The following is a 25,670-nucleotide window of genomic DNA, read 5'->3' on the forward strand; positions in this document are numbered from 1 at the left end:
CATGAAATTACTGGAGAACAAAGTAGCCATAGTAACAGGCGCCAGCCGTGGTATCGGGGAAGCAATTGCTTTGAAATTTGCAGCACAGGGAGCAAACGTAGCTTTTACATACGTTAGCTCCGATGAAAAAGCCCAGGCACTGGAAGCAAAACTGACCGCTTTGGGTGTAAAAGCAAAAGCTTATAAATCCAATGCAGGCGTTTATGAGGAAACTGAAACGCTGGTGGCGGATGTATTGAAAGAATTCGGTAAAATTGATATTTGTGTGAACAATGCCGGTATCTCCAAAGATAACCTGCTGTTGCGCATGAGTCCTGATCAATGGGATGATGTGATGAACGTCAACCTGAAGAGCGTGTATAACATGACCAAGCATGTAATACGCCCAATGATGAAAGCAAAAAGCGGTAGCATCATTAATATGAGCTCCGTAATCGGTATCATGGGCAACGCCGGCCAAAGCAGCTATGCCGCTTCCAAAGCAGGTATCATAGGCTTTACCAAGTCCATTGCACAGGAACTGGGCAGCCGTAACATCCGTTGCAATGCCGTGGCACCGGGTTTTGTAGAAACAGACATGACCAGCTACCTCAAAGAAGGAGAGGGTGCTGCCAATTATATTGCTCAGATTCCGCTGGCCCGCTTCGGTACACCGGAAGATATTGCCAACGTTTGCCTGTTCCTGGCGTCTGATATGAGCGGTTATGTAACCGGTCAGACAATCAGTACCTGTGGCGGTTTATGTATGTAATTCAACGAGTTAAAGATGGTAAAACGCGGGCCTATAACCCGCGTTTTTTTATTGAACCTACTTTACGTATCTTTTCGCCACAGTGAACAATCTTGTGGACGAAGGAATACTTTGGAGGAAGTAAGTAAAAATATTAACCGGAAACAACGTCAACTACCCGCTTTTGAGTCATTATTCAAAGAGTATTATCCCGCGCTCTGTACATTCGCTTTTGATTTTGTAAACAGACATGAACTGGCAGAAGAAATTGTGCAGGATACTTTTTTGAAGATATGGGAAAAGTATAAGGAGCTGGACATCCAGGTATCTGAAAAAGCATACCTGTACCGCGCTGTTCAGAATAATTGCCTCAACTACATCAAGCAAAACAAAGTGAAGGCGCAATATGGCAGCGAACAACTTCAGCAGCTGGAGTCCCGCATAGCTCTCTTCAGCATCACCTCCGGGCATTCACCGGCCGAAAAACTGGAGCAATCCGAACTGGAGCTGATAGCAGAAAAGGCGATCCGCAAATTACCACCCCAATGCCAGGATGTATTCCGGCTTAGCCGTTTTGAAGAACTGAGTTACCCCGAAATTTCCCGCCACCTCGGCATTTCCATCAATACCGTGAAAACGCAGATGACCCGCGCGCTGCAAAGGTTGCGCGATGAATTACTCCCTCTTTTGAAGTAAATAAAAAGTTTTTTTTCTTCTCTTGTCACCCTATCTGGCATTAAATGTTGTCTTACTACTTGTTTTCTATATGATGGGGCCTAACTATACACAGGAGCAGGCAGATGACCTGATCGCACGTTTTTTATCCGGCAATATTTCCCCGGATGAACAAGCAGCGCTAACGCACTGGATCAATGCTACGGCGGAGAACCAGTCTTATTTCCTGCAGCTCAGGGATGCGTGGCAGGCAACGGCACGGGAAGGAAATTATGATGCCGGCGCCGCCTGGGATAGCTTGCAGTATAGAACGGCCATAGAAGCGCCATTGGCGGTAAACAAATGGAAATATTATTTCCGCGTGGCCGCCTCTTACACCTTGCCTTTTTTAATCGGCGGCGGCCTGGTATATGCCTGGGCTTCCGGTAAGAAAGACAACAGCAGTAACGCGCTGGTAACGGTAACCAGCCCGAAAGGGGCCACCACCAAAATTGAATTGTCTGATGGTACGGAAGTATGGCTGAACGCAGGTAGTAAACTACAATACGCACAGTCTTACAACCTCCGCGGCCGCGAAGTAAAACTGGAAGGAGAGGCTTTCTTTAAAGTGCATACCAACGCACAAAAGCCTTTTACAGTAAGGGCCTCCGACCTGAGCATACTCGCGCTGGGTACATCTTTCAATGTAAAAGCATACCCGGAAGATAAAACTGTAGTGACCACCCTGGTAGACGGAGAAGTGAAGATAGACGGCAGCAAAACCACTACGCCTTTCGGACTCATGATGAAACCACATCAACATGTTGTGTATAAAAAACCGTTGTCGACAAACGATAGTGAACAACCGAAAACGCCTGTATCCGGCGGCGACAGCTCTACAGCTGCCCCAATAGAAAGCAGGGAAGTGAACAATACAGAAATATATACCGCCTGGAAAGACGGCAACTGGATAGTGGCCGCTCAAACAATGGACGAACTGGCGGTTACAATGGAACGCAGGTTTAATGTAAAGGTGATCTTTAAAGAACAGGAACTGAAAGAATACCGCTTCAGTGGCACTTTCCGTCAGGAAACGCTGGAACAGGTACTGAACATTCTAAAGCTCACGGCACCGCTGAAATACACCATAGACAAAGGTGTAGTTACCCTGGCGCTGGATGAGGAGCTGAGAGAAAAATATAATAAAGCATTTAAGACCCGGTAATGGCCGGCGAGAAGAGAGAACCATCATTCTATCACCTGTAAAACCAACTTACATGCCCGACATGAAGGACTAAAAAAATTGGGGTAATGCGACTTACCCCAATCAACGAAAATCACTGAATGGTGAATTGCCTTTGCGACGGGCAACCACCGTAATTATCGTTTAACTAAAATCTATACAAGTTTATGAAATCCACTGCAAACCTGGCGGCATTATTTTGCCCCGGGCGAAAATTATTGCTCATGATGAAATTGACGGGTCTGCTGATTTTCGGAGGTTTTTTACAAGTATCCGCTAATGCTTACGCGCAGGATAAAATAAAAGAACTGCATGCTGAAAATAAAAGCGTGAAAGATGTATTTAAACTCATCGAAAACAGCAGCAATTATCGCTTCTTCTACAACGAGAACTTTACTGATCTGAATAAGGCAGTGACCATTGATGTGAAAGATAAAAAGATCAGTGATGTGCTGAAGGAACTCTTCAACAACTCCAATGTTACTTTCCGCGTGCTGGAAAACAACCTGGTAGTGATCACTCCCACGGGTACCGCACAGGTAAAGGTAACAGGATATGTAACAGACGCCACTACCAAAGATCCGTTGCCCGGCGTAACCATCACCGTAGAAGGCGCCAGTACCGGCGCAGTAACAGATGCCACCGGTAAATTCACTATCCAGGCTCCTTCAGAAAACAGCGTACTGATATTTTCCTACATCGGCTACCTGCAACAGAAAGTAACATTAGGCGGACGCTCCGAACTCAATGTTAAACTGGAACCTGATACGAAGAAACTGGAAGAAGTAGTAGTAATGGGTTACACCACTACTACCACCAAAAACCTCACCGGCGCAGCGCAGGCGGTAAGCGGCGCTAAACTGAAAGACGTAACCGCCAGCAGCATGGACAAAATGTTGCAGGGTAAAGTAAGCGGCGTATTTGTAGGGAATACTTCCGGTGACCCCGCTTCCGCACCCGTTATCCGCATCCGTGGTAACGGAACCCTTACTGCGGGCAACTCTCCGCTGGTAGTGGTAGATGGTATCATTGGCGGTTTACCCAACCCCAGCGATATTGAAAGCGTTACCATCCTGAAAGATGCTGCCGCCACTACATTGTACGGCGCCCGCGCCGCCAACGGCGTAATGGTAATTACCACCAAAAGAGGTAAAGCCGGCAAAACACAGGTAAACTTCCGCACCAACGTAGGAACCGCCCAGCTCAATACCGGCCATTTCCACCTGATGAACGGAACAGAACTGTACGACCTGCAAAAGGCCGCAGGAGCCACGCTGGACCCATCTCAACGTAATATCAACACCAACTGGCAGAAGCTGGCCTTCCAGAATGCCACCAACCAGAACTACGAATTATCTACCAGCGGTGGTAACGAAAAAACAAAGTTCTACCTGGGCGGTAACTATTATAAAGAAGATGGTATCCTGAAAGGTACCGGTGTAGAGCGTTTCAGCGCCCGCCTCAACCTGGATCATAACATCACTGATAAGTTCCGCATCAGCGCCAACTTTGCCGGAACCCAAACTTCCGACCACGATAATTCAAACGGTTCGCTGTATCAGTACTACACCAACCTCCCATGGGATAAGGCATACGACGAACAAGGCAAGCCGGTAAACCCGCTCACCGCCGCCACCTGGTATGGCAGGGATATGACCAACTTCCTCTACGACCAGCAGTATAATTATATTAAAAATAAAAGACAGTCGCTCGAGGCCCTGGTGAAACTGGAATATGACATCACCAAATGGTTGTCTTTCAGCTCCACCAACCGCGCGCAATATTACCACTTCAACCAGGAAAGCAACGGGGATGTGCGCACCTCCTCCGGCACCGACGACCGTGGTAACCTGTATAACTACTACCAGGATTCTGCGAGTTATATCAGCTCCAACCTGTTGAAAGCAAGGTATACCATTAATAAGGTGCATAACATCGACGGACTGGTAGGCGCTGAGTTCCAGCAAGCCAATCTCAATGATATCAATGCAAAAGGTAAAGGTATCCTGCAGGGTGTAGAGGTATTGGATGGTACTTCTTCGCCGATGTCTATTGGCGGTACAAAAATAGCCCGCGCTTTTAATTCCTATTTTGTACAGGCCAACTATAACTACAATTACAAATACTACTTCACGTCTTCCTTCAGAAGAGACGGATCTTCCAAGTTTGGCGCCAACCAGCAGTATGGTAACTTCTATGCCTTTGGAGCATCATGGGCAGCATCTGAAGAAAATTTTATCAAACAGATAAAAGCCATCACCAACCTGAAGGTAAGGGCCAGCTACGGAACTACCGGTAATGCGGAAATCGGCGACTACAGCGCTATCGGAGCATATTCTATCAATACGCAGTACAATGGTTTCCCCGGCGCTTACCAAAGCGTGTACAATGTGCCTAACCTTTCGTGGGAGAAAGCATACAATACCAACATTGGTATCGACCTGGGATTATTTAACCGGATTAGCCTGACGATAGAATTATACCAGAAAGATAACAAAGACCTCCTGTTCAACGTGCCGCTGCCTGCTACTGCCGGCTACAGCTACATTTCACAGAACGTTGGATCTGTGCGTAACAAAGGACTTGAAATCAACCTGAGTACAGATAACCTGGTAGGTACATTTAAATGGAGCACCGACTTCAACATTGGCTTTAATAAAAACAGGGTAACCGAACTGTATACCGGAAAGAACCAGATTGTAGATCCGATCAGCGGTTATTTCATCCTGCAACAGGGCCAGGATATGCGTAGTTTCTATATGCGCAAATGGGTGGGTGTAGATCCTGCCAATGGTGATCCGCTGTGGGAAAAGCTCGTTACGGATGCTAATGGCAATGTAACCGGCAAAACCACTACCAACAATTACAACGATGCATCTTTGCAGATTGTGGGTTCTGCCACGCCAAAATTCTTTGGTGGTATGCGTAATACCTTCTCCTATAAAAACTTCCAGCTCAGCGCCTTCCTGGCCTTTGTTTCCGGCAATGATGTGTATAACAGCACCCGTGAACTGATGGATAATGATGGCGCGTATTATACCTATAATATGATGCAGCTGGATAAAGACTGGAGTCGCTGGGAAAAACCGGGCGATGTAGCTACCCATCCGAAGTATACTATCAAAGGAAATAAAAACTCACATAAACCATCTTCCCGTTTCCTGGAAGACGGAAGCTACCTGCGTCTGAGAAACGTAAACCTGAGCTATGCGTTGCCCAAAGCCTGGCTGGACCGCGCGCATATTGGAAACGCCAGAATTTCTATTGGCGGTGATAACCTGTGGACATTAACCAAATTCTCCGGTCTGGATCCGGAAGTAGATGACAGGGGTATCAACTACATCAAGTATCCGTCCAGCACCAAATGGTTTGCAGGTCTTGAAATTAATTTTTAACAGGAGCTAAAAAGAGATGATCATGAAACACATGTCGAAATATTTTGCAGGACTGTTGCTGTTGTCAGTGGCTACTTCCTGTTCATTGAAGAAAGACCCGTATAGTGCTGTTCCGGATGATAATATCCTGAAAGATGAAACTAAATGGCCGGCGGCTACTGTGGGTAATTATGCGTTACTGAAAGAAGAAAGTTTTACGCGCAACTATTTCCAGATGGGAGAGTTCCCAAGTGATGATGTGGCGTTGAGCGGTGCCACTACCGATGCGCTCTTCTATTCTTATACTTACGGACACCTCACCAACCAGGCCAATGCATTGCAGATCTGGCGGGCAGGATACAAGGCTATCAACGGCTGTAATAAGCTGCTGGAAGTAATGACGGAAGGTAAGTCGGATGCTGTGAATAAAATGATCGGGGAAAACCTGTTCATCCGCGCCTTTGTACATTTCAGCCTGGTAAGGTCTTTCGGCCGTCCTTATACACAGAACCCTGAAACTAACCTGGGCGTGCCGGTGGTAACTAAGTTCGATATAACTGCGATGCCTAAACGTAGCACCGTAAAAGATGTATACGCGCAGGTAGTAGCAGATCTGAAGAAAGGAAAAGACCTGATGGATAACTCCAACACCAACAGCTATGCCACCAAATACGGCGCTATGGCTTTACTGGCAAGGGTATATCTCTACATGGGAAAAAATGATTCTGCCCGTATTTATGCAGATTCTGTGATCACTTCAGGTCAGTATTCCCTGGTGAATACATCTGATCTTCCCGGATACTATACCAAAACCAATGAAAACAATAAGGAAACCATCTTTGCTATTCATCATACCCTGCAGGACGACCGTACCTGGGGCTCTATCGGCTCTATGTATTATATGTCGCCCGGCGGTATGGGTTATGGCGAAATGTATGCTTCGCAATCGTACCTCGATCTGCTGCATAAATATCCGGCAGATGCCCGTAACTCCTTTGTGCAGGCGGTTTACCTGAAAGGCGCTGATGGCCGGGATTCCGTGAATGCCGGCGGCCAGAAAGTAATGGCTTCCCGCAACGGCGTACCAAAATGGTATGTGCTGAAATATTCCAACCAGGATAACGTGCCTACCCTCAGTTCACCGGTGGTATTGCGCCTGGCTGAAATGTACCTGATCCGTGCAGAAGCCAATGCGAAGCTGAACAATAACGCTGCCGCTATCGATGATGTAAACACCATCCGTAAAAGAGCCGGATTAAGCGGCGCGGCACTGTTCACCGTATCAGACCTGCATGGCTATGCTTCTGTGCTGGATGTAGTACTGGACGAACGCCGCCTGGAACTGGCCTTTGAAACACATCGTGTATTTGACCTGTTCCGCAACAACCGGAATGTATACCGGAATTATCCCGGCGTGCAAACCAATCCGCAAACAGTTTCCTATACAGATGCAAGGGTGGTACACTTTATTCCCGAGCAGGAAATATTGCTTGATCCTAACCTGGTGCAAAACCCGATCCAATAGAAATACCGGTAAAAGCCCCGTTCACCGGGGCTTTTGCTTTTATAAAATAATCAGGAAAAGAAACCGCAACAGTAGTAAATTTATAACCGGTGAACATTTAAAAAATTGATTATCCTTCATGTATCAGACAAACCACCCTTCCCGCAATTTCAGGAAAGGATTGCTGCTGGCAGGACTTACTTTCAGCTTCCTTACCACGGCGCTCGCCCAGGAATTGAAGTATACCAATGGCAACAACAACTGGAATGCAGACTCGCTCGGTAACCACCGTGCGGTAGTTACCTTCAATGGCGCCACCGGCGTAGCCCGCGTAGTAATCCCCTGGCGCCGCCGCGATGAACATCCGGAGCTGAAACGGATCATTATTGAAGATGCCAGAACAAAACAAAAGGTTACCAATGTAAAAACGCTGGCGCTTACCCGTGAACAGGGCGATATCTGCTTTGAACCCACCTCCGGTAAAGGCGACTACTATATTTATTACCTGCCTTCCAAGAATGAAGGCCGCGATAACTATCCGAAAGGTGTGTACCTGGCGCCGGAACAAACTGCTGATAACAACTGGCTGCAATCCATACCGGCAGGCATAAAGCCCAATACCACCGTGAAGCAGCTGGAGGCTATCGATAGCTTCAATACTTTTTACCCGATGGAAGTAATTGCCACGGAAGCAGAAAGAAAGCAACTGCTGCTGAAACATCCGGGTGGCGGCTATATGCTGTTCCCTGAAGACAGGCAGTTTCCCATTAAAATGACGGACGACCTGCCACAGCGCTGGACAAAGAAAGGACCCTCGCAGTCCTTCTCCGGCGAAGCCGGTAAAGGAGAATACTACGCATTTCAGCTGGGCATTTACGCCCGTCATGAAATGAAGGATGTACAGATTTCTTTTGCCGACCTGAAAACGGCCACTGGTCAAACGATTCCGGCAACACAACTCAACTGTATCAATACCACCGGTACCACTTATGATGCAAAACCTTTTTCAGCAACGGTGAATATCCCGGAAGGAAAAGTACAGGCCATGTGGTGCGGCATAGATGTTCCGGAAAACGCTGCTGCAGGTATCTATAAAGGGATTGCCACTGTAAAGGCGGAAGGTATGCCTGCTATGCCGGTAAGGATCACGCTAACGGTAACGAATAAACTGGCAGTGAACAGCGGCTTTAACGAGCCCTGGAAACAAACCCGCCTGAAATGGCTGAACTCCACGCTGGCACAGGACGACGCCGTGATCGCCCCTTATACGCCACTGGAAATGAAAGACAGCGTGATCAGCTTACTGGGCCGTAAAGTAAGTATCAATAAAGATGGCTTCCCTGCCCAGATCCAGACTTTTTTTACGCCTGAAATGACTTCGCTGTCCACACAGCCCAAGAATATTTTCACCGAACCGGTACATTTCCATTTCATCAATGCCGCTACCGGCAAGGATCTTCACTGGCAAAGCAATGGCTGGCAGGTTACCAAACAAACGCCCGGCAAAATCAGCTGGAAAGCAGTGAACACCACTACCGGCCTGGAAATGGAAGTAAACGCCTCCCTCGAATTTGACGGCTTCCTCGACTACACCGTGAAAGTAACCGCCCTGGAAGACGTATCCCTGAAGGATATTACGATGCACCTGCCATTTGATAAAGGCGCCGCAAAGTATATGATGGGCCTGAACCAGAAGGGCGGGATGCGCCCGGAAAAGATCGACTGGAAGTGGGATGTGAAAAGTAAAAACCAGGATGGCGCCTGGATTGGCGATGTGAATGCCGGTATCCAGTTTAACCTGCGGGATGAAAATTATGTGCGCCCGCTGAATACAAACTTCTACCTGCAGAAACCTTTACTGCTGCCCACTTCCTGGGGTAATGGCAATAAAGGTGGCATCACCATCGGTGAAAAAGGGAAGGCCATACTGGTAAATAACTACAGTGGTGAAAGAACCCTGCATAAAGGAGAGGTGTTGTATTATAACTTCCACCTGATCATTACGCCGTTTCACCCGGTTAACACCGATTTCCAGTGGTCTACCCGTTTCTACCACCGGTATAATAACCTCGACAGCATTAAAGCTACCGGGGCTACGGTGGTAAACATTCACCACGGCAACGACATCAACCCCTGGATCAACTATCCGTTCATTGAATGGAGCGCAATGAAGGATTACATTACATCTGCGCACCAGAAAGGATTGAAAGTGAAGATCTATAATACTGTAAGGGAGTTGTCGAACCATGCCTGGGAAACCTTCCCGCTGCGCAGTTTGGGGCATGAAGTATATACTTCCGGTAACGGCGGTGGCTTCTCCTGGCTGCAGGAGCACGTGGGTAAAGATTACATCGCGGCGTGGTTTGTACCGGAGTTTAAGGATGCCGCCCTCATCAACAGCGGCATGAACCGCTGGCACAACTATTATGTGGAAGGGATGAACTGGCTGGTGCAAAACGTAGGCATTGATGGTATTTACTTGGACGATGTGGCTTTTGACCGGGTAACCATGAAGCGCGTGAAACGTGTGCTCACAAAGGATAATCACCCGGGTATTATTGATTTGCATTCTGCCAACCAGTATAATAAATCCGATGGGTTTATTAACAGTGCGGTACTTTATATGGAGCACTTCCCTTACCTGAACAGGCTTTGGTTTGGTGAATATTTTGATTATGAGAAGAATGATCCGGATTTTTTCCTCACGGAAGTAAGCGGTATTCCCTTTGGCCTGATGGGTGAAATGCTCCAGGATGGCGGTAACCAGTGGCGTGGTATGGTGTATGGCATGACTAACCGCATGCCGTGGACTGCTACATCTGATCCCCGTCCTATCTGGAAAGTGTGGGATGATTTTGGTATGCAGGGAACAAAAATGATTGGCTACTGGGTAGAGAACAACCCGGTTAAAACCAATAACCCGCTGGTGCCGGCTACTATTTACCGGAAAGATGGCGCGGTACTGGTTTCCCTGGCCAGCTGGGCGCCGGAAAACACGGTGGTTAAACTCACCATCGACTGGAAAGCGCTGGGCATAGATCCTGCAAAGGCAGTGATAACGGCGCCGGATATACGCAGCTTCCAGCAGGGGCAGGTGTTTGGTAAAGATGCCGGCATCCCTGTAGAAAAGAATAAGGGCTGGCTGCTGATTATAAAGTAAGTTATAACTAAAAAGAACGGGGACATCAGCTGATGTCCTCGTTCTTTTTATAGCGTAGTTAAAAGCGTTTACCCGGTATCGTTACCCGGAATGTTTCCACGCATTTCCGGTCCTGCAGGGTTACATACACGGTTTTGCCGTCTTTATCCCCAAACACGAGGTTGCTGCATTGTTTCCCTTTCAGGGGTACTTCCTGGATCAGTTTTCCTTTCGGCGACAGCACGGCGATCACGCCTTTTCCCCACCTGGCCACGTAGAGGTTTCCCACTTTATCGCATTTCATTCCGTCGAAACCAAAGTCGGGGAAGGTAGCGAATAAGGTTTTCCGGGAGATGTTACCGGCTTTATCCACCTTGTATTTCCAGATCTTCCGTTGCACGCTTTCGTTTACATACAGTGTTTTTTCGTCGGGGCTGAGTTCAATACCGTTGGTGGTGCCCATATTGCCTTCGAGCAGGATGGGCGTATGGTTGCCGGGGTCTATACGCCAGATCTGGCCGGTGTTGCTGGCCCATTTGGGATCGCTGACAAAGATCTGGTCTTTGCTGTTGATACAGAGATCATTAGGTTGATTGAACTGATCAGAGTGAACGTATACGCCTACTTTTTTGGTTTTCATATCAATGGTGAGCACATTATGCCGGATAAAATCCGGGAGGAACATGGTTCCTTTGCTGTTGAAATGAATGCCATTGGCGATGCTGCTATCGGGCAGTGTTACGAATATTTCACCGGCGCCGGTTTTGGTATTTATCTTACCAATGGTACCATCCTGTTGAAAATTTACTACGTAAAAATTGCCTGCTTTGTCAAAGTTGGGTCCTTCAATATTTACGGAAAACATATTTTCTGCTGTCAGGTCACGGGTTTCGTATACAGGTCTGTGTGTGTTTTTTTGCTGCGCCATCAGCGGGAGGCCGTATCCGGCCATCATTGCCAGCAGGCAGATATATTTTCTCATGTTCGTTTTATTTTGAAACTTTAAATTAAGGAACTATTCCAGATTTTTCAGCGTATATGGATGGGAGGGAGGGTATGTAATGAAATTATCAAGAAATAATTACCGGGGAAAACGGATCTGTTGCCTGTCAACTAATTTATTAATTTTGCGCCCATGATCCATGTTTCGGAGTTTAAAGATTTGGCGCAATTAACGATACACAAGGTAGGGAATCCCACTAACGACGAGGCCCTGCTCTGTTCCAAAGCGCCTTTGCAGCTGGAGGATGAAACGATCAGCCAGTTATTGGTAACATATTTTATTCAGCCTTTTGCCAATGCAGCAGAGTATTTCAGATTCCGTCATGACGCAGATCTGCAATTGAATGAAATATTTCAATATTGTCGACGTATATTTACTGACCAAAATGAATTCCAGGAGCAGTCGGTCAATATTGCCAAACATCTATATAAACATTCCACCCATCCTAAAATCAAAGGGGGAGAGCTTTATATAGCCTACTTTAGCAAGTGTCAGGTGGATGGTGAAGAGGTAGAAGCCATAGGCATTTTTAAGTCGGAGAACCGCGATACTTATTTGAAAGTATTTCTGGCAGACGAGAATTACCAGGTAAATTACGAGGACGGTATAAATATTAATAAGCTGGATAAAGGTTGTCTGATATTTAATACGGAAGAAACCGAGGGCTTTAAGGTAAGTATCGTAGATAGCAACAGCAAACAAACCGAGGCGGTGTATTGGAAGGATGCCTTTTTACAGGTACAGCGCCGGGAAGATAGTTACCATCAGACAGAAACCGCGGTGGACATGTGTAAACAGTTTATACACAACAAATTGCCAACGGAGTATGAGATGGACAGAGTGGATCAGGTAGATCTGTTAAATAAATCAGCCGCTTATTTCAAGGAAAAAGAACAATTCCAACTGGACGATTTTGCGAAAGAAGTACTGGGTCATCCCGACGCCATAGCTTCTTTTAAGGAGTACCGAAACGAATATGCGAATCATTTTCAACAAGATATCCCTGACGAATTTGAAATATCTGCACCTGCTGTAAAGAAACAGCAGAAAGTATTTAAGAGCATTCTGAAATTGGATCGTAACTTTCATGTATATATTCATGGCAACCGCGAGATGATTGAGCGCGGTTTCGACGAAGCCACTAACATGAACTATTATAAGCTACTGTTTGAAAATGAAGCGTAAAACCGTGTGACAGACAGTAGAGGCACCTGTGTGATTGATTTTGTGAAGAGATATAAATTAGCATTTTTTAAGTTTTCTCATAAGCAAAAACCAATTGTTAACAAAGGCTGCCTCGTCTGGGCGGCCTTTTATTTGGTTTTCTCTGATTACATTTCCATCATCTGGTATTTCAAAAATCTGCTGTCCCCGAAGGGGGGCTGAGGGGACATAGTGCATGGATAGTGCATCAATAGTGCATGAGGAGTGCATGAGGAGTGCATGGGAACAGTATAGATAGTGCATGGATAGTCCATCAGATACGCAGGTCCGAAGTATCGCAGAGGCATCCGGGAAGTAATGTTAACAGGAGATATAAGGCCCCATGTGCCCGTTAAAATATAAGCAGGCAATAAAAAAGACAACCGGCTGGTTGTCTTTTTTATTTTTATTGTCCCTTTTCAGGATTGTTGTTTTTATTAGGATTAGGCGGCCGGTGTTTATGCCGTGGCGGACGCCTGTCTTGCCGGGGAGCGCCTCCCTGACCGGGTTGCGCCGGTTGTTGTCCGGGTTGTTTCGGAGCAGCTGGTTGTCTTTGTCCCTGCTGTTGTTCCGGGCGTGGTGGCTGTTGCTCGTTACGGGGTTGTTGTTCACGACCCTGTTTGGGCTGGCCTCCACCTTGTTGCCGCTGGCGGTTGTCCGGCTTCGGTTTACGATCACCTTGCTGGCGGTTATCGGGTCTTTGACCAGCTTTGGGGGAATCAGTTCTTGGCTGACCCTGGCCCTGGGCTTGTTTGGGTTCCCCGCGTTCCGGGCGTTCTCCACGCTCGCCACGTTCTCCGCCTCTTTGTTGTTTTTGTTTGTCTTTATCTTTCTGTTTACGCTTTTGTGCTGTTTTTTCGAGAGATTTCAGACTGATTAACCCAACCACATCTGCGTATCCGAGATCCGTTTCTTTTGGTTTGGCGGTTACTACTTCTACCGGTTTCAGGTCATCTGGTTTAATACCCTGCTTATTCAGGAGGCGTATTTCCTTAGCCCTGGAAATGGTGAGTGGATACTGTTTGTTACTGCCTTCATAAGAATACCACATGAGGCTTTTGAAGATATCCCGTTTCTGCAGGTGGGCAACGCCGCCGGCAGTTTCAATGTTATCCGCATCGTCGGGGAAGTCTTTCAGGGCATCGAGGTAGGTATCGAGCTCGTAGTTGAGGCAGCATTTCAAACGGCCGCATTGTCCGGATAGCTTGGCCTGGTTGATAGACAGGTTCTGGTACCGGGCAGCGGTAGTATTCACGCTTTTGAAATCAGACAGCCACGTGGAGCAGCATAACTCCCTGCCGCAACTGCCGATGCCACCTACTTTTCCGGCTTCCTGGCGGGCGCCTATCTGGCGCATTTCCACCTTGGCCCTGAATTCAGAGGCATATACTTTGATCAATTCTCTAAAATCAACACGATCGTCTGCGGTGTAGAAGAAAGTGGCTTTACGGCCATCGGCCTGTATTTCCACCTCTGCCAGTTTCATTTCAAGTCCGAGGTTGCGGGCAAGGGCTCTGGATTTTATGAGCGCCTCTTTCTCGCGGGACTTGTTGTCATTCATTCGCTGCAGGTCGTCGTTAGTTGAACGGCGTAGAACTTTTTTTACTTCGGGTGTGTCTTCAGCGCGTCGCTTCTTCATTTGTAGTTTTACCAGTTCGCCCGTCAGGCTTACTGTACCAACGTCAAATCCGCTAACTCCTTCTACAGTAACCATTTCTCCTTTATCAAAGAATTGTTTGGTTACGTTACGGAAAAAGTCCTTGCGGCTGCCATTGTTAAAACTCACTTCTATAATGTCAAATGGTGCTAAGCTATCACCAAGGGGAATATTGGACAGCCAGTCAAACACATTCAGTCTGTTACAACCTCCCGTGCTGCATCCTCCATTACTCTTGCATCCTGACGGCTTCCCTTCCACACCCGTACCACATCCGGCACAAGCCATATTATTAATTAGTTTAAATTTTATAAATAAGCATTTCAGGTTATTCCAGTTCTTCAAAATACGTTTTTCCTTTCAGAAAAACAAAAGGCCGGAAGCAACAAAGATAGGGAAAAGCAGCTGATAAGCTCCGCAGGATGCCGGTGGTTATTACATAACCGGTAAAGGTTTCTTTTTAAATATATATTGCAGCTTGATGGACAGGGCATGAAATAACATCTTTCCGTTCGCGTTGCGTTCTATATAGTAGCTGGCGTTGTTCAGGGCTTCTGTAATTTCCTGCATCTGGTCCAGGTTGGCCAGTTTGGCCAGCTTGGCGGCAAAGTCCATTTCTTCTGTGGAAAAAGCCAGCTGGCTTTTATCCAGGTATTGCAGGCGGAGCGTGTGTTCCAGCAGGTTGATGAAATAGCGGAGGAACTGCTTTTGATTTTCCCTGCCGTTTTTTGCACTGGAGATGCCTTCGATCCATTCCTGGAGGGCCACCCGGTTACCGGTAAACAGGTGATTCAGCCAGCTGCGGAGCAATTCATGATAGTCGTCATCTGAATGCTGCAACAGGTACAGGGCTTCGCGGTAATTGCCTGCGGTAATGGTAGCCATCTGTTGGGCCTTTGCCGCAGGAACATTACTTTTCTGGATCAACGCTGTTACCAGGTCTTCTTTTGCCAGCGGATTTATTTTGATAAGATGTGTTCTTGATAAGATGGTGGCCAGTATCTGTTCCTGGTTTTCAGCGATCAGGATAAACAAAGTATTCTGAGGCGGTTCTTCAATCAGTTTCAACAGGCGGTTACCTTCATTGCCCAGGTATTCCGGCATCCACATCACCAGTATCTTATAACCACTCTCAAAACTTTTCAGGTTCAGTTTATGGATAATGTCCTGACACTCAGTAGCAGTAATGTTACCCTGTTTGTTTTCGGCGCCTATAAACTGCAGCCAGTCGTACGCATTGCCATAAGCATGTGTAGTTACAAATTCCCGCCATTCGGTGATATAGTCGGTACTCACAGGTTTGTCGCCTGTTTTACGCGGAATAACCGGGTAAGAGTAATGAATGTCCGGGTGTACAAATTGAGAGGCTTTGGTACATGCGGCGCATTGGCCGCAGGCATCGTGTGCTTGTTTATTTTCGCAAACCAGGTATTGTGTAAAAGCCAGTCCTAGCGGAAGGCCACCTGCACCTTCGGGAGCAAGCAGTATCATGGCATGACTTAGCCGGTTATGTTGTACGGATTGAACGAGCTGTTGCTTTACATCCCCTTGTCCTATGATATCAGAAAAAAGCATGGGCGCAAGATAACGAAAAGGGGTTTATTGAAGAGATACATAGCAGGCATTTTCAAACGTGCCGGTACCACTGATCTTCTTCTCATTATCTGTAAAATAAAAGGTGCCGGAAATTGTTTGTGCCCGGAGATTCATTTTACGGACTGTTACGCTGGAAGAATCTGTGGTCAGATAAGTAAATTCACCATTGCTGTTTTTAATGGCTACAGCCACCAGTCCGCCGGTTTGTATTCCCTGCCGGGTATAGGTATAAGTTTTAAGGTGCAAACTATCATTCTTCAATCCGGCTTCGTCATACATACCATCTGTGAGGTTAAATACCACCCTGCAGGAATCGGATACGGTTTCCACGCTGAGGAATTTTAGTCCGCCGGTGTCTGTCCGTTCACGGAACAGAAGGCTGCGGCTAAAGGTCATGGTGTTGTTGCTGGTTCCAATGGTGGTAACCATTTGCATTTCCGGACATGAAAGCGAAGGGGGATCTACTTCGTGCTGGCACGCAGAAAGCATCACTAAAAAGCAAAGCAATGCCATTAGCGGCAAGGCGTTATTTGTAGGAACAAGGTAGTGTTTCATGAATATGGTGCGCGTTGTATAATGAATAACAGGATACTCACGTAAACGGATATACGTTTACGCAAGTATCTGCAAAATTTCTTTTATACACAAAAGTTAGATGTAGGTAATAAAAGAGCTACTTCTCAATTGCAGCAATCACTTCTGCCGACTCCGGCTGTGTTTTGGGAGAAAATACAGCTACCAGGTTACCTTTTTCATCCAGCAGGTATTTCTGGAAGTTCCAGGTAACTTCAGCAGGCTCCATGTGTTTGGCTTTACTTTCATCCAGTAACCATTTGTACAGGGGATGAATGTCTGCGCCTTTTACGGAAATTTTGGCTGCCATCGGGAAGGTTACTGCATACTGCTTGGTGCAGAACTGTTGTATTTCCTTGTTGCTGCCGGGTTCCTGTGAACCGAAGTTATTGGCAGGGAAACCAACGATAACCAGTTTGTCGTGGTACTTCTTATAGAGTTTTTCCAGGCCTTCGTATTGAGGGGTGTTACCACACAGGGAGGCGGTATTCACGATCAATACTTTCTTTCCCTTGTATTTGGAGAAATCGATTTTTCCTCCGTCAACGGCATCTACTTTGAAATCATAAAGATGGGAGGAGGCAAAAAACATAACAACTGATAGTATAGCTAATCTGAACATATAGTTTTTTTTTAAAGACAGATTAAAATACAGCGCGGGGCTGTATTTGTAAAGTTAGCATTCCCGTGATAAAAAAAGAGAAGAATTTAGCCTTCTCATTTCCAGGCATAGGCAAGACAACAAACGCTTACCCGGGCACCGGCCTGTTGAAGGGCCCTGCAACAGGCTTCAGTAGTGGCGCCTGTGGTAATTACATCGTCGACCAGTAGTACGTGTGAACCATCTGAAAGGTTGCCATTGGCCTGGAAAGCGGCGGCTACGTTCTGCCACCGGTCTGTTCGTCCCTTTTTTGTTTGGGTGGCGGTGAATTGTTCCCTGCGGAGGGTGGCCGGGTATACCGGCAGCTGTACTACCTGGCCAATGCCATTGGCCAGGAGGGTGGCCTGGTTGTAGCCGCGCTTCTTTTCCTTGCGGGGATTCAAAGGCACCGGCGCCAGGAAATCGATACTGCTGATCCAGGCACTTTCCTGCAGCTGGTAACCGGTTTGTTTACCAAGCCAGGTAGCAATATCCGGACGTTGCCCGTATTTAAACCGGTGAATCAGGTGTTGCAGGCCGGACGACTGGTTATAATAATACGTGGCGGTGGCCTGTTGTACTGGAACCCTTCCGCTGAATACCTGCGCTACCGGGTTGTTGGGATAACGCTGGAAATGGGTGAGGGGTAACGCCTGCATACAACGCAGGCATAGCAGTTCATCTGTTTGATGCAGATCAGTACCGCATAGCTCACAGCAATGCGGATAAAACAGATGAACCAGTGGGGAAAACAAACTGGTAAGCATCGATTGGTTTTTTTAAAGATATGGTAATCAGAATAACCGCTGGTACACTTCTTCCACTCTTCCTACAGCAATTACTTCGATATGGAATTTACTGAAATCAATTCCTTTTTTGTTGTAACGGGAGATAAATATTTTCTCGAAGCCAAGTTTTTCTGCTTCTGCAATGCGTTGTTCAATGCGGTTCACGGCTCTTATTTCACCGCTGAGACCCACTTCTCCCGAAAAACAAATTTTGGGTGAAATGGCATTGTCTTCATAAGATGAAAGCAGGGCGCATAATACCGCCAGGTCAATGGCCGGGTCTTCCACGCGGATGCCGCCGGCAATATTTAGGAACACATCTTTTACACCGAAGTGGAAGCCGCCGCGTTTTTCGAGTACGGCCAGCAGCAGTTGCAACCTGCGCAGGTCGAAGCCGGTGGCAGTACGTTGCGGTGTACCATAAACGGATTGCGTAACGAGCGCCTGTACTTCTACGAGGAGGGGGCGCATTCCTTCCATGGTGGCAGAAATGGCTACGCCGCTGAGGAGATCTTCCCGTTGTGAAATGAGGATCTCTGATGGGTTGGTTACCTGTCTGAGTCCTGTGCCGGTCATTTCATAAATGCCCAGTTCTGCGGTAGAACCGAACCTGTTTTTGATGGTTCGGAGAATGCGATAGGCATAATGTTGGTCGCCTTCAAACTGTAAAACCGTATCCACCATGTGTTCCAGCACTTTGGGGCCGGCAATGGAGCCATCTTTGGTAATGTGTCCGATAAGGAATACGGGCGTATTACTTTCTTTGGCGAAGCGTTGTAATTCGGCGGTTGTTTCCCTGATTTGCGATACGCTTCCCGGTGCAGATTCTATAAATGGTGAATGCAATGTTTGAATAGAATCCACAATGACCAGTTGCGGCTGTAATTTTTTAATTTCCTGGAAGATTGTCTGCGTAGAAGTTTCGGTGAGCAGATAGAATTGTTCATTGGAATTCTGGATGCGGTCGGCCCGCATTTTTATCTGTTGTTCACTTTCTTCACCGCTGATGTAAAGTGTTTTGATATGCTTCAGCTGTAGTGCGTTCTGGAGGAAGAGTGTTGATTTTCCGATGCCGGGTTCTCCGCCCACCAATACCAGTGAACCCGCTACTATGCCGCCTCCCAGCACACGGTTCAATTCATTGTCGGGTGTTAATATTCTTTCTTCATCTTTCGTAACTACTTCGGCGAGGTTAATTATTTTGTGTGTCCGGGGAGCAGAGGTATCGTTGTTTTTCCACTCGGCTTGTTTGAGTGGAATATCTTTTTGCACTCTTTCTTCCACAAACGTATTCCATTCTCCGCAACTCGGACATTTTCCATTCCATTTCGCTGATTCATATCCACAATTCTGACAGAAAAAAGCGGTTCTAATTTTACTCATAATTTTCATAAAAAGGATGCGTTACAAAGTAACGTTTTTACATTTATTGAACCGAAATGATAAGAAGAGAAGTGTTAAAAAAGGAGATGAAGAGGTATAAAAAGAGAAAAGAGCCAAACGGAAGATTCCGCTGACTCTTTCTACTTACTAACCCATTAAATTCAGGTCTAAATTACAAAATGGCTTCAGAATAAAAAAGTTTATTTAATTGATGTGAATAACTTTTGAGGTATTGGCAGGATCTGAGAAAGTGGCTGCCATCGCTTGTTTCAGGGGTTGTTTTTATCTAATATTACTTTCATTGGAGGCTCGTAAAATGTTGATAAATAGGGTTGATGTTGATGATTTTTGTATATGAATAAATGTTAATAAAACACATTTTTCTAAATGACAAACAGGCGCTTTTTTGCGGTAAAAAATAATTTTAACGCCATAATGACAGTGTTAAATTTATAATTTCCAGACAAAAAGCAGGGATGGCAGTTAAGTGCTAAATAAAACTTAAAAGGGGGGATCTGGTGAGATATTTGTGCCATAAGATCATCTAACTTTATATCATTATGACACCTGGAATCATGTTTTTATCGCTGATTTTTGTGGGGATCAGCCTGCTGGTAAGCTTCGTGCTCAAAAGTAAGTTCCGGGCTTACAGCGAAATACCCACCTCTTCCGGTTTAACCGGTAAGCAGATTGCAGAGAAGATGTTGAAAGACAATCAGATATACGGTGTTCAGGTACGTGAATCAGAAGGATTTCTGTCCGATCACTACAACCCGGCCGATAAAACGGTAAACCTGAGTCCCGACGTATACAACGGCGCCAATGTGGCCGCTGCAGCGGTGGCCGCCCACGAGTGCGGACACGCAGTACAGCACGCGGCTGCCTACCCCTGGCTGGGTCTCCGGTCCAGGCTGGTACCCATTGTGCAGTTCAGCTCCAATATCGTTTCATGGGTGCTGCTGGCCGGTATCCTCCTCATAAACACCTTCCCGCAGCTGTTACTGGCCGGTATTATCCTTTTTGGGCTTACCACCGTATTTTCCGTGGTAACGCTGCCCGTGGAGTTCGATGCTTCCCGCAGGGCCCTGGCCTGGCTGGATAACACCACCATTATGCGCAGGGAGGAACACGATAAGGCGAAAAATGCCCTCTGGTGGGCTGCCATGACTTATGTAGTAGCGGCACTCGCTTCTATCGCCACGCTGGTATATTATGTATTAATATATACGGGTGCAAGGAGCAGGAATAACTAATTAGATAAGATTGTTATATTATTAAAGGCGGCCTGATGGCTGCCTTTTTTTGTTTAAAAATCCCCTTAGATTTAGTTCTTTTAACATTTAATTAAGAAAAGTAGAAATTTTTTTTTAGTTTTACTCCACGGAAAAGGTCAACCAATTTTCCGGTGTTTTGCTTATATGAGAATTAAGCCCAATGTATCACTTGTTCAACCAAATCATTCAACCAAATAGTTCAGCCTGCTGACATTAAATCTAAATCTAAACTCAGAGCCATGATGCGATTCTTCTCATTTATGGGCATCCTATTGCTATTTTGTATGCTTTCGTTTGCCCAGTCCAAACAAGTTACCGGTAAAGTTACCGACCAGAGAGATGGTAGTCCCTTGCCAGGTGTAACCATTAAGGTGAAAGGTCTTAAAGAAGGGACCGTTACCAACGCCGACGGTGTATTTAAATTGAATGTGGAACCCGGTGCTTCTACACTCATATTCTCATTTGTTGGTTATGCCGACCAGGAAGTGCCCGTTTCTGGCAGAAGTACTATTAATGTTGCATTGGGTGGCAGTACCAAAGACATTTCTGAAGTAGTGGTGGTAGGTTACGGAACCCAGCTTAAACGCGATGTAACCGGATCCATTGCCAAGATCAACGCCAAAGAAATAGAAGATATACCTGTGCCAAGCTTTGAACAGGCTATTCAGGGTAAGGCTGCCGGTGTGGTAATCGAATCCGGTAGTGGTAAAGTAGGACAGGGTATCAAAGTAAGAATTCGTGGTACCTCTTCTATCTCCGCCAGCAGTCAGCCATTATACATTGTGGATGGTATGCCCGTTGAAAGCAGCCTCCAGTCAGATGCCAATAATGAAGTTACCAACCCCCTCGTTGATATTAACCCAAATGATATTGAATCCGTAGAAGTACTGAAAGATGCGTCTGCATCGGCTATTTACGGAGCCCGCGCCTCTAATGGCGTGGTGCTGGTAACTACCAAAAAAGGGAAGCTTAACCAGAAAACAATTTTTAACCTGGATGTAAACACAAGCTGGGCTAAGCCAACAAAAAAGCGCGGATTCCTGAATGCAAAAGAATATATAGATCTGATCCATGAGGCAGCAGTAAATGATGGTAAAACAGATTTCGCCAATGGCGATACCGGTTATGGTACCGAGCAGGAAGCTATAGATGACTATACTAAAATGTATGACTCGGATATCCTGGATTATTATTCGTTAGGTACCGACTGGCGGAACCTGGCTGTAAATACCAACTGGGAAGACCAGGTATATCGTGATGTGGCAAGATCCAACCAGGTAAACCTTTCCGCTACTGGTGGTAATGAAAAGACAAGATTTTTTGTTTCCGGTTTCTACAGCGGTCAGGATGCGATAGTAATCAATAACAGGTTCACCCGTTATGGTGCGCGTTTGAGCCTTGATCACCAGGCTACTGAAAAACTGAACATCGGTATCAACATGAGCGTTAACCGTTCACAGCTCGACAGGGTTACGGATGATAACTCTTTCTCTACTCCAGGTCAGCTGGTGGCACAGGTACCTATTTCTCCATTAATCGATCCTGAAACAGGAAAGCCCAATGCAAGAACTTTGTATGACAACGGCTTGCTGGATGCATTATACGATACCGATAAACAGATCACTTTCCGTACTCTCGGGAATGTTTATGCAAGCTACCAATTCCTGCCTTGGCTGAACTTCCGCTCTGAAGTAGGAACGGATATCGTTAACATGAACGAAGATTACTTCAAAAGTAAACTATCGCAGGATGGAGCCGGCATTGGTAAAGGACAATCTATTAATGCACAAAGTATATCCCTGAACACTAACAACTTCTTCACCATTAATCCAGAACTGGGCGGCAAGCACAAATTGTCTATGGTGTTAGGTATGAGTTATCTGCAGAATGATAACCGTTCTGCGAGTATCCAGGCAGAAGGTTATCCGTCTGATGCGGTGAAGAATCTGTCAGGAGCTACTACAGTAACTTTCGGTAGTTCTGAAAACTACAAGTATACTTTCCTTTCTTATTTCTTCAGAGCTAACTATAGCTATAACGAAAAATATCTGGCAGGATTTAGTATAAGGGCAGACGGTTCTTCCCGTTTTGGTCCGGATAACAGATACGGTGTGTTTCCCGCCGGTTCATTGGGCTGGGTAATTTCGCAGGAAGATTTCCTGAAAGAATCAAAAGCGCTCAGTTTCCTGAAGTTGAGAGCCAGTGCGGGTTTAACAGGTAACGCCGAAATAGGTGAAAGCCGCTTCCTGTCCCTGTACAACATTACCAACTATCCCAATCTACCGGGTTTCCAGCCAAGAACCATTGGTAACCCTGATCTGAAATGGGAAAAAACAGTTCAGGTAGACGCGGGGCTTGAATTCGGATTTATAAATAACAGAATTTCCGGAGAAATAGATGTCTATAAAAAGAATACAACAGACCTGTTACTAAGTGTAAATATTCCGCTTACCACTGGTTATGCCAGCATTTTCCGTAACCTCGGAAAAATGGAAAACAAAGGGATAGAATTTTCCCTGACTACCCGTAACCTGGAAGGTGAATTTAAATGGAATACTACTTTCAATATCGCATACAATAAAAATAAAATCACTGATCTCCAGGGACAGATCATCAATACCGGATCACAACGTGCAGTTGAAGGAGAAGCGATCGGATCTTTTTATTTACCGAAGTTTGCTGGTGCAGATCCTCAAACAGGTGTAGCATTGTATCTCGATTCAAGTGGCAAAACCACAACAGAGTTCAGTAAAGCGCCTAAAATGGTGGTGGGTAATTCTAACCCTGATTTTACCGGTGGTTTCACGAACAATTTCTCCTACAAAGGATTTGACCTGAGTGTTTTCTTCACATTTGTAAATGGTAATTCCATCTACAACGGTGCAGGTATCTATCAGACTACAGGATTTGCAAACGGGCTGGATAACCAGACAAGAGACATCCTTAACAGATGGCAGAAACCTGGCGATATTACCAATGTTCCTAAGGTGGGCTACTATTATGGTACCGGTGCAGAAGCAACTTCCCGCTATATTTATAATGGTTCTTATATCCGTTTGAAGAATGTAACACTGAGCTATAACCTGCCTAAAAGAGCTATGTCTGCTTTGAAGATTCAGGGTATTAAAGTATATGTGGCAGGTTACAATCTTTGGACTAAAACCGATTATCTGAGCGATCCGGAAGTGAATACAGCTCCTTTGGCATCAGAATCAAATACTTCTACCAATACTTCCGGTGGGGTTGACTTTTATACCATTCCTCAGGCAAGAACATTTACAGCAGGAGTGAATATCCGTTTTTGATGGATCAGCTGCAATTAAAGGTTCTGTTATCGTAAATTAAAAACACTCAAAACATGAAAATCACAAAATATATAATCCATGCATCGTTAGGGCTTATGCTGATAGCGGGTAATGGTTGCAATAAAAAACTGGATGTGCTTCCTCAACAGCAGATAACGCCTGACCAAATCACTACCGGAGAGGATGTAAAAGCGGTTCTCTTTGGAAGTTACAGTGCGTTGCAGCATTTTAACTCTTACGGAGAACGTAACCTGTTTGTGGCTGATTTGCTGGCAGGCGATGAGCAACTGAAATGGGTAGGTACCTTTGTTAACTACAGACAGGTATTCCAGAAAAGACAGGATAAAACGCTCAGTATTGCAGAAGGCATGTGGGGCCGCGCCTATATTGCCATTGCAGGCGTAAATACCGTGCTGGAAAAAATCAGTGTGGTAGATACAAGTGAGCAAAAGAGTATTGCAGCAGAAGCGAAATTCATCAGGGGCATCGTTTATTTCGACCTGGTAAATTTCTTTGGGCAGCCTTATTCTGCCGGTAATACTACCACCAATGAAGCGGTGCCGCTGATACTGGAATCTGTGGGAACATATGTCCCTGACCGGGATAACAAACCAAGAGCCTCTGTTGAAAACGTATACAAACAGGTGATACAAGACCTCACAGATGCGGCTGCAGGATTACCGGAATCTAATGATGACGGCCGTGCCAACAAGTATTCCGCGCTGGCTTTCCTGGCCCGTGTGTATATGAACCAGGGAAAATATGCAGAAGCGGCTACTGCCGCCAATGAGGTGATCACTAATGGCGGTTTCAACCTGGAAAGCACCATTGAGAAGGCATTTAATAATATTGCTGCTTCCTCTGAAGACATTTTCATTATCCAGCAAACTACGCAGAGTAATGCCGGTACATCTAACAATGGTATGACCACTTTCTATGCAGCAAAGCCTGTTGGAAGGGGAGATGCACAGATCCTGCCTGCGTTCCTGGATCGTTATGAAGACAACGATACACGTAAGGCTTTTGTATATAGCGGGGTGAGCATTACCGGTGCTCCCGGTACTTACACCGGCAAATTCAAGGATTTGTATAAGGCGATCCCTATTGTTCGTCTTTCTGAAGTAATCCTGACAAGGGCTGAGGCTAACTTCCGCAAGGGCGGGGCTCCTGTTGGAGGTGTAACACCGCTGGAAGATATAAACGAGGTGAGGAGCAGGGCAAAAGCCACGCCGTTGCTTGTGGTTACTTCCAATGACTTTGCGGATGAGAGATTCAGGGAGCTTGCCTTTGAAGGCGACCGTTTGTGGACAGTTAAGCGTTTGAAGCTGAAGGTGGGTAACCTGAACTACAATGATCCTAAACTGGTTTTACCCGTACCGCAATCTGAAAGAGATGTAAATCCCAACCTGAGTCAGAATCAGGGATATTAAAAGATATACGGCTATTTAAGAAAAGGCACCTGGTTGTTTGACCAGGTGCTTTTTTGTGCACTTATATGATAAAAAAAGTAGTTATCAACCGCGTGGATAGCTGCTGTTAATAACTTTTATACAAATTCTTTATTGAAAATCAATTAATTGCAAGGGTGGTCCGTAAAAAAGTGC

17 protein-coding genes are annotated in these 25,670 nt (G+C 46.0%); 10 read left to right on the plus strand and 7 right to left on the minus strand.

Annotated features, from left to right (window positions below; genetic code table 11):
• Position 1 precedes the first annotated feature (1 nt).
• The 6 genes from fabG to V7S65_RS22540 all read left to right on the plus strand — a co-directional run bounded on the left by fabG (position 2) and on the right by V7S65_RS22540 (position 10,665).
• Entirely contained in the window at positions 2-751 is a 750-nt protein-coding gene (fabG, locus tag V7S65_RS22515) for a 3-oxoacyl-[acyl-carrier-protein] reductase (protein WP_079471366.1), read from the plus strand.
• Positions 752-862: 111 nt separating this feature from the next.
• A complete protein-coding gene (locus tag V7S65_RS22520; protein WP_227024455.1) occupies positions 863-1,426 on the plus strand; it encodes an RNA polymerase sigma-70 factor in 564 nt (187 codons plus the stop codon).
• Positions 1,427-1,448: 22 nt separating this feature from the next.
• Positions 1,449-2,609 (plus strand): FecR family protein, encoded by a 1,161-nt coding sequence (locus V7S65_RS22525; RefSeq protein WP_336387587.1) that lies wholly within the window; start codon positions 1,449-1,451, stop codon positions 2,607-2,609.
• A gap of 242 nt (positions 2,610-2,851) precedes the next feature.
• Positions 2,852-6,022, plus strand: a complete 3,171-nt coding sequence (locus V7S65_RS22530) for a TonB-dependent receptor (RefSeq protein WP_336387586.1) — start codon at positions 2,852-2,854, stop codon at positions 6,020-6,022.
• Positions 6,023-6,044: 22 nt separating this feature from the next.
• Positions 6,045-7,526 (plus strand): RagB/SusD family nutrient uptake outer membrane protein, encoded by a 1,482-nt coding sequence (locus tag V7S65_RS22535; RefSeq protein WP_336387585.1) that lies wholly within the window; start codon positions 6,045-6,047, stop codon positions 7,524-7,526.
• Positions 7,527-7,644: 118 nt separating this feature from the next.
• Entirely contained in the window at positions 7,645-10,665 is a 3,021-nt protein-coding gene (locus V7S65_RS22540; protein WP_336387584.1) for a glycoside hydrolase domain-containing protein, read from the plus strand.
• A gap of 58 nt (positions 10,666-10,723) precedes the next feature.
• On the opposite strand, the gene V7S65_RS22545 is transcribed toward V7S65_RS22540, so the two are convergent.
• Positions 10,724-11,626 (minus strand): SMP-30/gluconolactonase/LRE family protein, encoded by a 903-nt coding sequence (locus V7S65_RS22545; RefSeq protein WP_079471360.1) that lies wholly within the window; start codon positions 11,624-11,626, stop codon positions 10,724-10,726.
• Between the two features lie 153 nt (positions 11,627-11,779).
• Here V7S65_RS22545 and V7S65_RS22550 point away from each other — a divergent pair, with 153 nt between their 5' ends.
• Positions 11,780-12,832, plus strand: coding sequence for a nucleoid-associated protein (locus V7S65_RS22550; RefSeq protein ID WP_111577278.1), 1,053 nt, complete (start codon positions 11,780-11,782; stop codon positions 12,830-12,832).
• Between the two features lie 424 nt (positions 12,833-13,256).
• Here V7S65_RS22550 and V7S65_RS22555 read toward each other — a convergent pair whose 3' ends face one another.
• From V7S65_RS22555 to radA, 6 genes are all read right to left on the minus strand, one after another.
• The gene (locus tag V7S65_RS22555; RefSeq protein WP_336387583.1) at positions 13,257-14,795 is read right to left on the minus strand and encodes a PSP1 domain-containing protein; all 1,539 of its coding nucleotides are present in this window, start codon (positions 14,793-14,795) and stop codon (positions 13,257-13,259) included.
• Positions 14,796-14,942: 147 nt separating this feature from the next.
• Positions 14,943-16,082, minus strand: a complete 1,140-nt coding sequence (locus V7S65_RS22560; protein WP_336387582.1) for a DNA polymerase III subunit — start codon at positions 16,080-16,082, stop codon at positions 14,943-14,945.
• Between the two features lie 24 nt (positions 16,083-16,106).
• Positions 16,107-16,658 carry a hypothetical protein gene (locus V7S65_RS22565; RefSeq protein ID WP_133256133.1) on the minus strand — a complete coding sequence of 184 codons (552 nt, stop codon included), beginning with the start codon at positions 16,656-16,658 and terminating at the stop codon, positions 16,107-16,109.
• Positions 16,659-16,776: 118 nt separating this feature from the next.
• Positions 16,777-17,298 (minus strand): glutathione peroxidase, encoded by a 522-nt coding sequence (locus tag V7S65_RS22570; RefSeq protein WP_079471356.1) that lies wholly within the window; start codon positions 17,296-17,298, stop codon positions 16,777-16,779.
• A 95-nt stretch (positions 17,299-17,393) separates the two neighbouring features.
• Positions 17,394-18,083, minus strand: a complete 690-nt coding sequence (locus tag V7S65_RS22575) for a ComF family protein (RefSeq protein ID WP_079471355.1) — start codon at positions 18,081-18,083, stop codon at positions 17,394-17,396.
• A gap of 27 nt (positions 18,084-18,110) precedes the next feature.
• On the minus strand, positions 18,111-19,487 hold the full coding sequence (gene radA, locus V7S65_RS22580) for a DNA repair protein RadA (protein ID WP_079471773.1): 1,377 nt from the start codon (positions 19,485-19,487) through the stop codon (positions 18,111-18,113).
• A 560-nt stretch (positions 19,488-20,047) separates the two neighbouring features.
• Between radA and V7S65_RS22585 the strand changes: the two genes are divergently transcribed.
• The 3 genes from V7S65_RS22585 (at position 20,048) to V7S65_RS22595 (ending at position 25,496) form a co-directional block, all read left to right on the plus strand.
• The gene (locus tag V7S65_RS22585; RefSeq protein ID WP_336387581.1) at positions 20,048-20,740 is read left to right on the plus strand and encodes a zinc metallopeptidase; all 693 of its coding nucleotides are present in this window, start codon (positions 20,048-20,050) and stop codon (positions 20,738-20,740) included.
• A gap of 260 nt (positions 20,741-21,000) precedes the next feature.
• Positions 21,001-24,066, plus strand: coding sequence for a SusC/RagA family TonB-linked outer membrane protein (locus V7S65_RS22590; protein WP_336387580.1), 3,066 nt, complete (start codon positions 21,001-21,003; stop codon positions 24,064-24,066).
• Between the two features lie 53 nt (positions 24,067-24,119).
• Positions 24,120-25,496: a RagB/SusD family nutrient uptake outer membrane protein gene (locus V7S65_RS22595; protein WP_111577284.1), complete on the plus strand. Its 1,377-nt coding sequence runs from the start codon at positions 24,120-24,122 to the stop codon at positions 25,494-25,496.
• Positions 25,497-25,670 lie beyond the last annotated feature (174 nt).

Origin of the sequence: Chitinophaga sp. CCNWYY40, from assembly GCF_037483205.1 — a bacterium.
Classification (GTDB): Bacteria; Bacteroidota; Bacteroidia; order Chitinophagales; family Chitinophagaceae; genus Chitinophaga; species Chitinophaga ginsengisegetis.